At 40.5% G+C, this 13,720-nt stretch carries 12 protein-coding genes; 6 read left to right on the forward strand and 6 right to left on the reverse strand.

Annotated features, from left to right (window positions below):
• Positions 1–8: 8 nt before the first annotated feature.
• The 5 genes from J3L18_RS08645 to J3L18_RS08665 all read right to left on the reverse strand — a co-directional run bounded on the left by J3L18_RS08645 (position 9) and on the right by J3L18_RS08665 (position 5,448).
• Complete coding sequence (locus tag J3L18_RS08645; RefSeq protein WP_223266198.1) at positions 9–1,196, reverse strand: 1-deoxy-D-xylulose-5-phosphate reductoisomerase; 1,188 nt, start codon at positions 1,194–1,196, stop codon at positions 9–11.
• 6 nt (positions 1,197–1,202) lie between these two features.
• The gene (locus tag J3L18_RS08650) at positions 1,203–2,702 is read right to left on the reverse strand and encodes a GH3 auxin-responsive promoter family protein (protein ID WP_129570181.1); all 1,500 of its coding nucleotides are present in this window, start codon (positions 2,700–2,702) and stop codon (positions 1,203–1,205) included.
• 2 nt (positions 2,703–2,704) lie between these two features.
• Positions 2,705–3,406 (reverse strand): hypothetical protein, encoded by a 702-nt coding sequence (locus tag J3L18_RS08655; RefSeq protein WP_129570182.1) that lies wholly within the window; start codon positions 3,404–3,406, stop codon positions 2,705–2,707.
• Positions 3,407–3,411: 5 nt separating this feature from the next.
• Complete coding sequence (locus J3L18_RS08660) at positions 3,412–4,380, reverse strand: glycosyltransferase family 2 protein (protein WP_112652293.1); 969 nt, start codon at positions 4,378–4,380, stop codon at positions 3,412–3,414.
• Between the two features lie 117 nt (positions 4,381–4,497).
• A complete protein-coding gene (locus J3L18_RS08665; protein ID WP_129570183.1) occupies positions 4,498–5,448 on the reverse strand; it encodes a glycosyltransferase family 2 protein in 951 nt (316 codons plus the stop codon).
• Positions 5,449–5,665: 217 nt separating this feature from the next.
• On the opposite strand from J3L18_RS08665, the gene J3L18_RS08670 reads away from it, so the two are divergent.
• The 6 genes from J3L18_RS08670 to J3L18_RS08695 all read left to right on the forward strand — a co-directional run bounded on the left by J3L18_RS08670 (position 5,666) and on the right by J3L18_RS08695 (position 12,854).
• The gene (locus J3L18_RS08670; protein ID WP_189549287.1) at positions 5,666–8,269 is read left to right on the forward strand and encodes a M1 family metallopeptidase; all 2,604 of its coding nucleotides are present in this window, start codon (positions 5,666–5,668) and stop codon (positions 8,267–8,269) included.
• Positions 8,270–8,499: 230 nt separating this feature from the next.
• A complete protein-coding gene (gene thrS / locus J3L18_RS08675; protein ID WP_129570184.1) occupies positions 8,500–10,425 on the forward strand; it encodes a threonine--tRNA ligase in 1,926 nt (641 codons plus the stop codon).
• A gap of 1 nt (position 10,426) precedes the next feature.
• Positions 10,427–10,993 (forward strand): translation initiation factor IF-3, encoded by a 567-nt coding sequence (gene infC / locus J3L18_RS08680; RefSeq protein WP_090525629.1) that lies wholly within the window; start codon positions 10,427–10,429, stop codon positions 10,991–10,993.
• Positions 10,994–11,074: 81 nt separating this feature from the next.
• A complete protein-coding gene (gene rpmI, locus J3L18_RS08685) occupies positions 11,075–11,275 on the forward strand; it encodes a 50S ribosomal protein L35 (protein ID WP_090525627.1) in 201 nt (66 codons plus the stop codon).
• Between the two features lie 81 nt (positions 11,276–11,356).
• Complete coding sequence (gene rplT / locus J3L18_RS08690) at positions 11,357–11,701, forward strand: 50S ribosomal protein L20 (RefSeq protein ID WP_022829871.1); 345 nt, start codon at positions 11,357–11,359, stop codon at positions 11,699–11,701.
• A gap of 58 nt (positions 11,702–11,759) precedes the next feature.
• Positions 11,760–12,854: an acyltransferase family protein gene (locus J3L18_RS08695; RefSeq protein ID WP_189549289.1), complete on the forward strand. Its 1,095-nt coding sequence runs from the start codon at positions 11,760–11,762 to the stop codon at positions 12,852–12,854.
• 67 nt (positions 12,855–12,921) lie between these two features.
• On the opposite strand, the gene J3L18_RS08700 is transcribed toward J3L18_RS08695, so the two are convergent.
• A complete protein-coding gene (locus J3L18_RS08700; RefSeq protein ID WP_112652289.1) occupies positions 12,922–13,656 on the reverse strand; it encodes an SRPBCC family protein in 735 nt (244 codons plus the stop codon).
• Positions 13,657–13,720 lie beyond the last annotated feature (64 nt).

The raw sequence follows: 13,720 nt of genomic DNA on the forward strand, positions 1-13,720 counted from the left end.
ATGTAATATTAAAATTGTAATGTTTTTGAAGGTAGTTGCTGTATATAATTTTGCGCAAAGATGCGTGTTTCTTTGTCAGTATTCAAATAATCGGTTAGGGTTGGGTTTGCAATAAAATTTATTTTCTGCATACATTCTTCAATGATGCCACTCATAGTTAAAAAGCCAATTTTACGGTCAAGAAACCCGGCAACCGCTATTTCATTTGCCGCATTGATAATGCAAGGCATGTTACCTCCCTGTTTTAAAGCAGCGTACGCTAAGCTTAGATTACGGAAAGTTTCCATGTCTGGTTTTTCGAAAGTGAGGTTAGCGTAGTCGGCAAAGCTGAAACGTTTAAAATTCGTTTCGATCCGGTTGGGATAGGTGAGAGCATACTGTATAGGAAGCTTCATATCGGGCAAACCCAATTGTGCCTTAATTGATCCATCCCTGAACTGTACCAGTGAGTGAATAATAGATTGCGGGTGAACTACAACTTCAATCTGATCTGCCTCGACATCAAACAGCCATTTGGCTTCAATAACCTCAAGGCCCTTGTTCATTAATGATGCCGAGTCGATGGTGATTTTGGCGCCCATTACCCAGTTTGGATGTTTAAGCGCGTCTTCGCGGGTAACGTTGGCTAAGAAATCAAGACCGCGGCCGCGGAAAGGCCCGCCCGATGCGGTAATGATCAGTTTTTCTATCGACTTATACTCCTCACCAACAAGGCTTTGAAATATTGCTGAATGTTCCGAATCAACCGGTAAAATCTGAACTGCATTTTGTTTCGCCAAAGCGGTTATGATATCGCCGGCAACAACCAATGTTTCTTTGTTAGCGAGGGCAATGTCTTTACCGGCTTTAATAGCCGCAATTGTTGGCTCCAGGCCGGCAAAGCCTACCATGGCAGTTAGCACAACCGCAATTTCGGGATGCGTTACTGTATCAATGATAGCCTGGTGACCGGCAAGTACCTGTATAGGCAAATGCGCTAAAGCCTGTTTAACTTCCTGGTATTTGCTTTGATCACAGATAATGGCATATTCCGGCACAAACTCAATAGCCTGGCTAATGAGCAATTCGGCATTAGAATGTGCTGTGAGCAAAAACGCCCTGAATAAATTGCTGTTCCACTTTATTACATCAAGCGTTTGTGTACCGATGCTGCCTGTTGAGCCAAGAATGGCAATGTTTTTTATCTGGTTACTCAAGTATCTTTATTTTATAAAACTCTTTAATCCTTCGGCAATCTTCCTGTCGTTTGATAGCCTTGGTACTTTGTTTTGCCCGCCAAGCTTGCCTTTCGAACGCATATAATTTATAAAAGCATCTTTTTGCAGGCTTTGGATCACCAAAGGTTGCAAAATGTTACCTTCAATCAGGTCAAAATAGTAAATATTTTTATTCTGCAACGCTTTGTCCACTTTTATGGCGAAAGCCTGAAGATTGTCAGGGGCTGTACCAAACTCAATAAACCATTCATGGTAAGGTAATTGCCCCGCTGCCGGGTTAACCTGGGGTGCAACGGTAAATTCAACTACGTCAATGCCTTCTTCTTTAGCCACACTCATTAATGCATGCTCCACTTCTTCGCCTATAACATGTTCGCCAAAAGCCGATATATAATGCTTAATGCGGCCGGTCACCACAATACGATACGGATCTTTTGAAACAAATTTAATCGTATCGCCTATGCTATAGCCCCATAAACCAGCGCTGGTGTTCATGATGAGCGCGTAGTTTCTATTCAACTCTACATCTTTAATATTAATGCGGGTTGGGCTTTCATTAAAATACTCTTCGGATGGGATGAATTCGTAGAAGATCCCAGAATCAACTAATAATAAAAGGCCTTTTTCTTTTTGCGAATCCTGGAACGCGATGAAGCCTTCGGATGCTGGGTAGGTTTCTATCGAATCGATCTTGAAACCGATACTTTCCTCAATACGGGCGCGGTAAGGCTCATAGTTAACCCCTCCGTAAACATAAAGCTTAAAGTTTGGGAAAATGTCTTTTATCTTTTTACCACCTGCTTTAGCCGAAAGCCTGTCGAAATACATCTGGCACCAGGGAGGGATCCCGCTGATGAGGCGCATATCTTCATTAAAAGTTTCGTCTACAATGGCATCAACTTTTTGTTCCCAGTCTTCTATGCAGTTGGTTTCATAGCTCGGCAGGCGATTTTTTTGCAGATAAGCCGGAACATGATGTGCAACTATGCCCGAAAGCCTGCCTGTTGAAATGCCATGCTTTTCGGCTAAAATGGGACTGCCCTGCAAAAATATCAACTTGCCATCAACAAAATCAGCGTTACCGGTTTCGTGGATATAGCTTAGCAAAGCATTACGTGCCGCTTTGATATGCTCCGGCATGCTTTCTTTAGAGATGGGGATATATTTTACCCCGGATGTTGTACCGGATGTTTTGGCGAGATAAGCAGGTTTGCCGGGCCACAGCACATCCTCCTCGCCATTAACCACTCGGTCGATATAGGGGCGAAGGTCTTCATAGTCATGTACAGGTACCAATCGTTTAAAATCCTCGTAGTTGTTGATCTTTTCAAACTGATGATCTTTACCAAAACTGGTGTCTTTGGCCGCATGCACCAGATCTGTAAACGCCTTTTGCTGAAATGCAACCGCGTTTTTACGAACCTTATTTAATTCCCGATTAACAAAGGCAGCAAATACTTTACTTAATGCAGATTTAAATCCCATTTTTAATTGGTTTCAGATAGGTCATCATCCACATCAAGGTGGCTATAAACCAGTTTGCGATAGGCTGCCATCAAAATTATATTAGCAAATGGAATAGCTATTATTAACCCTACAACGGTGATTGCTGCAACCAGCATCAATATTTCGATTATAATGAAGATCAAGAAATATTTTAAAAAATTCCCCTTTATCAAATAAAAGCTTTGTTGTACTGATTCTATCGGCCCCGACGCGTCATCAACAATGAAACAGGTGCAAATAGGAAAATAGAACAGGAAAAAGAACTGAACAATAAGTCCGATAATAAATTTGAAAAAATCCCGGGCGAAACCCTCTTTTAAACCTTCAACCAAGTGGGTTGCAAAAACGGCTAATGTACTCACCAGTACCAGTAACGTAAGATAGCTTACCAGCATCCTGATTTTAGGAATGATCTCGCTAAAATCAAAATCATAGTATTCTTTGTCCATTAATCTGAATACCAGCTTTATAAATGCTAAGAATATGAAAGTTATTTCAACCAGTAACACAACAAAGCCAATAGAACTCACCATTGCATTATCATCAAAATAAAATACGGCAAAGCCTGATATGAACACAAATATCATGGCAACTACCGAATAGACCGAGATTATGGCAAAATTCTTCTTTAAAATATTCCATGCGGTTTTAATGGTCTCCGCTACAGAAAAGGGGTGGTACATATTGCTTATGATCTACTTAAAACTTTCCGCTTCCAAAAATCCTGTATAAATCCTAACCCGTAGGCAATAAGTTGTGTGAAGGCAGCTATAATGCTCAAAAATGCGATTTTTACCGATTTATTTTTCCACCAGGCATGGAAAAAAATTAACAAAGTGAAAATCAACAGTATAAAATTACCTACAGGTGCTAATACAGAGCCAAATAGGTTTAGAATAATAGTAAGGATAACACCCACTGTAAAAGCAGCCGGAAAAAAATGAACCAGCTTTAACTCTTGAGGAAAAAACTTAGATATGTTGATGCGGGCCCTCCCAAAAAAGTGCAGTTGCTTATAAAACTGGTAAAAGTTAGTACGCCGTTTATGGTAAACAATAGCGTCGGGAATCAACCCAATTTTAAAGCCTAGTGAATGGATCCTGATACTGTATTCAATATCTTCACCAAGACGGGTAATAATAAAACCACCTGCTTTTTCCCAGGCCTGCCTTGAAACACCCATGTTAAAACTACGCGGGTGAAACTGCCCTATACCTTTTTTATTACCACGAATGCCTCCGGTAGTAAAAGGGGAGGTCATAGAATAGCTTATGGCTTTTTGTGTAGGAGTAAAAGATTCATGTGCACCATCGGGTCCGCCGTAGGCATCAAGGTAATTTGCCGCCAACGAATCATTAACAATTTGCAGGTAAGCAGGAGGGATCAGGCAGTCTGAATCAAAAATTACAAAGTAATCGCCTTTGGCACGCTCAAAACCAAAATTACGTGCGAAACCCTGGCCTTCATTCCGTTTTTTAAAATAACGCAGGTTAAGCTTATCGGTAAAGGTATTTACTATGGCTTCAGCATCATTTACAGAACCATCTTCAATAACCAAAACCTCAAAATTGCGATAGGTTTGCAAGGTGAGACTTTCCAGCAGTTCTTTAATTTCCTGCGGTCGGTTATATAAAGGAATGATGATGGAAAAAAACATGTTTTATAGATAGGTGTGCAAATTCCAAATGTGCAAATGTGCAGATTGTTTTAGTTATGGCTGATGATTTATGGATTTTCATCTGCACATCTGAAATCTGCATATCCGCACATCTAATTAAATTGTTTCCTCGATTTGGTAATGATTGCGTTCGCTTGCGCTGCGCGATACAAGCTCGGCAACAAAGCCCGTTAAAAACAATTGCGAGCCCAATATAATGGCTACCAGTGCTATATAAAATAACGGGCTCGTGGTTACATCCCTGTATTTTAGATTGTGTGCTATATTGTAAAGCTTTTCCCAAATTATCCAGATGGCCATAACCAAACCCGTAAAAAAGCTTAATGTGCCCAGCGTACCAAAAAAGTGCATCGGACGCTTGCCAAATTTACCTACAAAGAAAATTGAAAGCAGATCAAGAAAGCCATTGATAAACCGGCTTAAGCCAAACTTGGTTTTGCCATATTTGCGGGGGCGGTGCTCAACAACCTGTTCGCCAATTTTGGTAAAACCTGCCCACTTGGCCAGCACCGGGATATAACGGTGCATTTCGCCATAAATTTCAATGTTTTTAACTACAACATTACGATAGGCTTTTAAACCGCAATTAAAATCATGCAGGTTATGGATGCCACTCATACGACGGGTTGCCGCGTTGAATAGTTTGGTAGGTATAGTTTTGCTCAATGGGTCGTGCCTTTTTGCTTTCCAGCCCGAAACAAGGTCGTATTTCTCTTCAGTTATCCGGCGGTAAAGTTCCGGGATCTCATCCGGACTATCCTGCAAATCGGCATCCATGGTGATTACCACATTCCCTTTAGCAGCGATAAAACCGGTGTTAAGGGCTGCGGATTTACCATAATTACGCCTGAATTTAATGCCTTTGATAAAAGGATTACCGGTTTGCAGCTTTCTGATCATTTCCCATGATCCGTCCTTGCTGCCATCGTCAACCAAAATTATCTCGTAAGTAAAACGGTTTTCGTCCATTACCCGGCTAATCCAAGAGGTTAATTCGGGTAACGACTCTACTTCATCGTAAAGAGGTACTACAACTGATATATCCATTTATTAGGGCTGCGATCAACGACTGTATGTGCCGTAAATCATCCGCAAAAATATAAAAAATAGGGATTGATTTGCAACAATGTATCAACGGTCATTTTAGCAAAATAGTTTACTCGTAATTGTTATAAACCAATGAGCCTGATACTACGTAACCAAGCAATTACGTTTCAAGTCAAATATATTTTAATATCTTTCCCTCACAATTAAAACACAGTTAATGAAATTCTACAAAGCCGCGTTGTTATTGGTTTTAGGCATTTATGCCGGTGAAGTAAAAGCACAAAATGCAGATCAGGCAGCACCTAAGTATGATCAGCATAAAGTATTTAACCCTATATTTTACCCTGAAAGGGGCGGTGAGTTCAGGACGGCCAGTGGTGCTCCAGGTCCAAAATATTGGCAAAACCGGGCCGATTATAAGCTTGATGTTACGCTTGATACCGCTAAACACCGGATAGAAGGCAGCACTTTAATTACTTACACTAATAACAGCCCGGATGCGCTGGGCTTTTTGTGGCTCCAGGTAGATCAGAATATTTACAAGGATGATTCGCGTGCCGAAGCAACAAGCAATGTTTCGGGTGGAAGGTTCGCAAATAAATCATATACGAAGGGTGGCGAAATAAAATCGGTTTATATCATTAATAAAGGCAAAACGCTGAAAGCCGATTACCTGATCACTGACACCCGTATGCAGATCAAGCTTAAAGATTCGTTACGCGCGGCCGGGAGCAAATTACAGATCAAGATTGAATACGGTTTTGATATTCCCGAATATGGTACCGACAGAATGGGCCGTCAGCATACTAAAAATGGCTGGATCTATGAAATTGCGCAGTGGTACCCACGCATGGAAGTTTACGACGATGTAACCGGATGGAACACCATACCATATCTTGGTGCAAGCGAGTTTTACCTGGAGTACGGCAATTTTGATTATACTATTACCGCGCCTGCAAGTTTGGTTGTAGCAGGATCGGGCGAACTGCTTAACCCTGCTGAAGTATTATCACCTACCTCGATAAACCGCTTGGCCGAAGCCCGTAAGAGTGATAAAACAGTTATCATCAAAGATTCGACTGATATTTTACGTAATAACGATTACCCAAAAAAGTCGACGCTTACCTGGCATTTTATGTGTAAAAACGCCCGTGATGTGGCCTGGGCTGCGTCAAAAGCATTCATTTGGGATGCTGCGCGGATCAATTTGCCGAGTGGTAAAAAAGCTCTTGCACAATCAGTTTATCCAGTTGAGGCTAAAGGGAATAATTCGTACGGCCGCTCAACCGAATATGTTAAAGCCGCCATTGAATTGTATAGTGATAAATGGTTTGAATATACTTATCCTGTAGCTACTAATGTGGCCGGTATAGTAGGAGGGATGGAGTACCCGGGTATAGTATTTTGTGGCTCAAATAATCAAAACGGAGGTTTGTGGGAAGTTACCAATCATGAGTTTGGCCACAATTGGTTCCCGATGATTGTTGGATCAAATGAGCGTAAATACGCCTGGATGGACGAGGGTTTTAACACCTTTTTAAATAATGTTGATACCAAGGTATTTAACAAGGGTGAATATTATGAAAAGCCCGATCAGCAAAAAAGTGCCGCTTATTTATTTAGCCCAGGTGCTGAGGCTATTATGAATACGCCCGATGTGATACAGGAGGATTTTTTAGCAGTTGCTGCTTATGAAAAACCGGCCTTAGGATTAACTATTTTACGCGAACAGATCTTAGGTGAAGAGCGTTTTGATTATGCATTTAAAACCTATATCAAACGCTGGGCTTTTAAACATCCAACCCCCTGGGATTTTTTCCATACGATGGATAATGCCGCAGGTGAGGACCTGAGCTGGTTTTGGAACGAATGGTTTTTCACCACCTGGAAAGTTGATCAGGGTATAAAGGATATTTCATATCCTGATAATGATGCCACCAAAGGTGCTATGATCACCATTGTAAACCTGGAAGAAATGGCATTGCCGGTTACCATATCAATTAAAGAAGAGAACGGAAAAACCGGCATTGTAAAACTTCCGGCTGAGATCTGGCAGCGCGGCGATACCTGGACCTTCCCGTACAAATCGACCTCGAAAATTGCTTATGCAACCATCGATCCTGATCATAATTTACCTGATGTTAACCCCGAAAATAATTCATACAGCGGGCTTCCAATTCCACAAGGCACAACTGCAAGTACTGTGATCAAGGCGTACTTAGATGCCATTGGCGGTGCCGACAAACTCAAGAATATTCGCGATCTGCAAACATCGGCAGTTGGCAATATACAAGGCGCTGATGTGCAATTGGTAACCCGGTATAAAATGCCTGATAAGTACTACCAGGAAGCAATAGTACCCTCATATAATAACCTTGTTGTGTCGCATATAACACTTAATGGTGATAGCATAAAAGCAAGGCAGGTTAACAGGGATGTACAGCTTGATGATGCAGCTAAAAAAATGATCAAACTTAAAAGCCGCCCGTTTCCTGAACTTGATTATGAACGGATAAATCAAAATATAACGCTGCAGCCTATTTTAAGAGTGGTAAATAACGAGCTTGCCTACGAGGTTGATATCAATATAGGTACCGAGATTCATATCCATAATTATTACAGCCAAAAAACAGGACTGAAGCTTAAACAAACCATTGAAGGGGCAAATGACCTGACTGTTGAGTTTGGTAACTACGAAGGAATAAACGGAGGTATTAAAATTCCGTTCTCTGTAAAGGCCATCCTGGTTGGGCAACCAATTGAATTTAAGGTTAAAGAAACATCTGTTAATTCAAATCCGTCGAACGAGGCTTTTAAGTAGGCTCAATACATAAACTGGTGGGGCATCTTCATTTTCAATTTATATGAAAATGAAGACGCCCCATTTTATTTTCCATGGTGTGAGTCTGAAAATCCCTATCAAACAAAAATTATGAAGCTGCTTTGATGTTAAATGCTATTTAAAATTCTATTTTTGTACCCACAAAATGAGGGTCACTTTGTAGGTGACCGTTTAAACGTAATTTTATAAAAATTAAATCATAGTTGTAGATGATTAACATTACACTTCCCGATGGATCCGTTCGTCAGTATGACAAAGGGATCTCTTCCATGCAAATCGCGCAGTCGATTTCTGAAGGCTTAGCGCGTAACGTATTAGCAGCCGAAGTTGACGGCCAGGTTTGGGACGCAAGTCGCCCTATTGAGCAGGATGCCCATGTTAAATTATTAACCTGGAACGATGCCGATGGCAAGTCAACTTTCTGGCATTCATCGGCCCACTTAATGGCCGAAGCTTTGGAAGCCCTTTATCCGGGTACTAAATTTGGTATCGGTCCGGCTATTGAAACAGGTTTTTATTACGATGTTGATTTTGGCGACAAGGTTTTATCTTCTGACGAGTTTAAGCAGATCGAAGATAAAATGATCGAGCTTGCCAAAACCAAAGAGGAATACATCCGCAAACCAGTAAGTAAAGCAGATGCTATTGAGTACTTTACCGAAAAAGGCGATGAGTATAAACTCGATCTGATTAAAGATTTGCCTGATGGTGCTATTACTTTTTATACTCAAGGTAACTTTACCGACTTATGCCGCGGACCTCATATCCCTAACACAGGCTTTATAAAAGCGGTTAAGTTGATGAGCCTTGCCGGCGCATACTGGCGTGGCGATGAAACACGCAAGCAATTAACCCGTATATACGGCGTTACTTTCCCAAAAGCAAGCGAACTTACCGAATATCTGCACATGATCGAAGAAGCTAAAAAGCGCGATCACCGCAAACTGGGTAAGGAACTGGAGCTGTTCGCCTTTTCTGAAAAAGTAGGCATGGGCTTGCCATTGTGGTTACCTAAAGGAACTGCATTGCGCGAACGCCTTGTGAACTTTTTACAAAAAGCACAGGTAAAGGCAGGTTATGAGCAAGTGATCACTCCGCATATCGGTCATAAAAACCTGTATGTAACATCAGGTCACTACGAAAAATATGGTGCTGATTCATTTCAGCCGATAAAGACCCCGCAGGAAGGAGAGGAGTTTTTCTTAAAGCCGATGAACTGCCCTCACCACTGCGAAATCTATAAAACAAAACCGCGTTCATACAAAGATCTGCCGGTTCGTTTTGCTGAATTTGGTACTGTGTATCGTTATGAGCAAAGTGGTGAGTTGCATGGTTTAACACGTGTACGTGGCTTTACTCAGGATGATGCCCACTTATTTTGCCGTCCGGACCAGGTAAAGGATGAGTTTAAAAAAGTAATTGACCTTGTATTGTATGTATTTAAAGCTTTGGGGTTTGAAAACTACACTGCTCAGGTGTCGTTACGTGATCCTGAAAACAGGGCAAAATACATTGGTACAGATGAAAACTGGGCCCTGGCAGAAAGCGCTATCATTGAGGCTGCAGCCGAAAAAGGATTGACTACAGTTGTGGAATTAGGTGAGGCTGCGTTTTATGGCCCTAAGCTCGATTTCATGGTGAAAGATGCCCTTGGTCGTAAATGGCAATTGGGCACTATCCAGGTTGATTATAACCTGCCCGAGCGTTTTGAGCTGGAATACACTGGAAGCGATAACCAAAAACACCGCCCGGTAATGATCCACAGGGCTCCGTTTGGTTCGATGGAACGCTTTATAGCGGTATTAATTGAGCATTGCGCCGGTAATTTCCCGCTGTGGTTATCGCCAGAACAGTTCATTATACTCCCCATATCAGAAAAATATGAAGAATATGCAAAAAAAGTTTCTGATATATTAAAAGATTCCGATATTTGCGGGCTAATCGACTTCAGGGACGAGAAAATAGGCAGAAAGATACGAGATGCTGAAGTCAAAAAAATCCCTTACATGCTGGTTGTGGGCGAAAAAGAAGCTGCCGAAGGCTTGGTTTCTGTACGTAAACACGGTACCGGTGATTTGGGAAGTATGAGCATAGAAGATTTTAAAGAACAAATAACTAAAGAAATAACAGTATAACTTGGCATTAAACAAACCTTTCAATAGAGGACCAAGGCTTCCTTTTAAGAAAAAAGAAGCCGAACATAACATAAACCAATTCATTAGGGCTCAGGAAGTTCGCCTTGTAGGTGATAACGTTGAGCAGGGAGTTTACTCATTAAGAGATGCCCTTGCAATAGCGCAGGAGCAGGAATTGGATTTGGTTGAAATATCTCCTAACGCCGTACCACCGGTTTGTAAAGTAACTGATTACAATAAGTTTATTTACGAGCAAAAGAAAAAGCTTAAAGAGATAAAAAGCAATGCCAAGCAAACGGTTATCAAAGAAATCCGTTTCGGACCTAACACTGATGACCATGACTTTGAGTTTAAATTAAAGCATGCCATTAAGTTTTTGGAAGCTGGCGAAAAGGTAAGGGCTTACGTACACTTTAAAGGTCGTGCAATTGTTTACAAAGAACAAGGCGAGATCTTACTACTTCGCTTTGCCCAGGCATTAGAAGAAGTTGGTAAAGTGGAGCAGTTACCAAAGCTTGAAGGAAAAAGGATGTTTTTAACCCTTGCACCAAAGGCAGCTAAAAAGTAATTAAATAACCTCGGTCTCAGGATCGGGGTTTGAAAATAAAACGTTGAGAAACGTTAATATCTAACACAAATAAATAGAGTTATGCCAAAAATGAAAACCAATTCCAGTGCTAAAAAGCGCTTTAAGCTTACTGGAACAGGTAAAATCGCAAGAAAAAACGCATACAAAAGCCACATCTTAACCAAGATGTCGACAAAACGTAAGCGTGCCCTTGGTCAAACCAGCTTAGTATCTGATGCCGACATGGGTAACGTAAAACGTATGCTTTGTATCGGAAAGTAATTCACAAATTTTAAAACCAGGTATTAGAGTTTTAAGTCCGGCACACGAGATGCAGGCACTCACTACCAAAAAACACACAAGATGCCACGTTCAGTTAACGCAGTAGCGTCGAGAAGACGCAGGAAAAGGATCATGAACCTCGCCAAAGGTTATTGGGGTTCACGTAGCAAGGTATACACCATCGCAAAAAACACAGTTGAAAAAGGTTTACAATACGCTTATCGCGACCGTAAAACCAAAAAGAGAGAATTCAGGGCTTTATGGATCCAACGTATTAACGCAGGTGCCCGTCAGCACGGAATTTCTTACTCTCAGTTAATGGGTAAATTAGCCGCTAAAGAAATCGGTTTAAACCGTAAAGTATTGGCCGACTTAGCAATGAACAACCCAGACGCTTTCAAAGCAGTTGTTGATGCAGTAAAATAATATCGCATTGTAATGCATGAGAGAGGCCGCAATTTGCGGCCTTTTTTGTTTTAATTATTTGAGTATCTATTTTTACGGTATGACATCACACAAGGAGGGACAGCCTGTCTTATCCAGCTTATTGCGCAGTAACTATTATTACTCCTTAAATGGATTTCGCGGCATTTCAATTATCCTGGTTGTATTTTACCACCTTCAGTTATCTGATAATCATTTTTATACTACAATATTCAATGGTGGGTTGGGGGTAAACATTTTCTTTGTAATAAGTGGTTTTTTAATTACGAGCCTATGTTTAAAAGAAAAAGAAGTAACAGGTGGCTTATCGCTAAAAAAATTTTATATCAGGCGTTTTTTGCGAATATTTCCTTTAGCCTATTTATATATTGGAGTGGTGTTTTTATTAAACCATTTCTACAGTTTAAACATTTCCTGGATTCAATTTTTTGGCTCTGCATTATATCTAATGAATTTTAGCTATTTCCGCAGCCATGATTTTACTTATTACTTTAGTCACTATTGGTCATTATCGGTTGAAGAACAATTTTATCTCCTTTTTCCTTTTATTTTAAAGATCAACAGAACTGCATTTTATTATATCATTATCAGCATTGTATTCACATTGCCGCTATTGTGTACAGTGCAACAGTTTGTTCCCGTTTTGAATCGTGGCATTATTTACGGTTTTACTCACTATTTTATAAAGTTTCAATCAATCGGTGTCGGCTGTTTTTTTGCGTTGATGGCGTCCAAAGAAACTTTGAAGGTAATTTGGCTCAAACAAACAAAGGTAGCCGGCAATATTTTGGCTATAATGTTAATGTTTGGATTACACTTTGACGAATTTTATACCTTAAAATCACTGTACGTAAACCTGGCGATTTCGGTCATTACCGGCTATTTAATTTTAAGCAATATCATACCCGCAAACGATTGGATTTTTAAGGTGTTAAACAATAAATTTCTGTCATTTATTGGTATTCTATCGTATGGCATATACATATGGCAGCAGTTATTTACTGGCCGGGATAGTAAAATGCTATTAAGCATATTTCCTTACAATGTATTGAGTTTGATTACTGTCCCTTTATTATCGTATTATCTTTATGAACGGCGTTTTCTAAAACTCAAATCAAAATACACCCGTAAATGATGCTATTGTTGTGAGAAATAAAGGCGCTCGCATTACCTGAGCGCCCTGGGGTAAAGGTGTTATTTTTTTATTTGACGACAATTACTTCAACAAATTCATCCGGATCGTTATTGATATCCATATACTGTTTAAAGTTTTGAATATCCTTATCAACCATATTTTTGAATACCGGGTTTAGTATTTTGGCTATGCCTGCGCCTACACCACCTGCCGGAGGCTGATAGCTGATGACTACATCAACAATGGTACCCTGCCCATCAACCGTATCCTGAAAGCGTACTTTACCGGCATTGTTAATCATTGAATCAGACAGCGAACTCCAGCCGATCACTTCATTAGGTTCGTCATGGACAATTTCGGCATGCCAGCTGATTGTAGCTACATTTTTGGGAAGCTTCAAAACCCAGTGTGAATATTTAGAGTCGATGACCTCCACACTTTCCAGGTGTTTCATAAAAAGGGGCAGGTTATCCAGCTTGCGCCAAAATTCATAAACCTTTTGCCGGGGTTTATTCACAATAAACGACGAACGAATATTTACATTTATGGGATTGGTGGATAGTTTACCAATACGTTTGTAAAGCTCACAATGCCCTGTGATGCCCCTGTTTAACAAATAGCCACCGGCACCTATTTTTACGATACTTGCAAATGGATTTTTGAAAATATTTTTAAAACCTGAGAAACCGAGCTTCATACCACCTGCGATGGACGTAAAGCGTTCGGGCCAATTCAGGTTTATGCGGTCATCTCCATAAAGCACAGGGAAGTTGTCGGTATATTTTACTATTGTAGTTGCCATAGGTTTTTAAATAGTTATCGTTTTTAAAACACCTTTAGGGCTACTAAGTTTTCCAGAAGTGAAT

The sequence above is a fragment of the Mucilaginibacter gossypii genome, assembly GCF_017569325.2.
Taxonomy (GTDB): Bacteria; Bacteroidota; Bacteroidia; order Sphingobacteriales; family Sphingobacteriaceae; genus Mucilaginibacter; species Mucilaginibacter gossypii.

What these genes read in the sequence shown, in the direction of transcription:
- J3L18_RS08655 (WP_129570182.1), bottom strand. Translation starts at nt 3,406, where the DNA reads ATGTACCACCCCTTTTCTGTAGCGGAGACCATTAAAACCGCATGGAAT.
- J3L18_RS08660 (WP_112652293.1), bottom strand. Translation starts at nt 4,380, where the DNA reads ATGTTTTTTTCCATCATCATTCCTTTATATAACCGACCGCAGGAAATT.
- J3L18_RS08700 (WP_112652289.1), bottom strand. Translation starts at nt 13,656, where the DNA reads ATGGCAACTACAATAGTAAAATATACCGACAACTTCCCTGTGCTTTAT.
- J3L18_RS08665 (WP_129570183.1), bottom strand. Translation starts at nt 5,448, where the DNA reads ATGGATATATCAGTTGTAGTACCTCTTTACGATGAAGTAGAGTCGTTA.
- rplT (WP_022829871.1), top strand. Translation starts at nt 11,357, where the DNA reads ATGCCACGTTCAGTTAACGCAGTAGCGTCGAGAAGACGCAGGAAAAGG.
- thrS (WP_129570184.1), top strand. Translation starts at nt 8,500, where the DNA reads ATGATTAACATTACACTTCCCGATGGATCCGTTCGTCAGTATGACAAA.
- J3L18_RS08650 (WP_129570181.1), bottom strand. Translation starts at nt 2,702, where the DNA reads ATGGGATTTAAATCTGCATTAAGTAAAGTATTTGCTGCCTTTGTTAAT.
- rpmI (WP_090525627.1), top strand. Translation starts at nt 11,075, where the DNA reads ATGCCAAAAATGAAAACCAATTCCAGTGCTAAAAAGCGCTTTAAGCTT.
- J3L18_RS08670 (WP_189549287.1), top strand. Translation starts at nt 5,666, where the DNA reads ATGAAATTCTACAAAGCCGCGTTGTTATTGGTTTTAGGCATTTATGCC.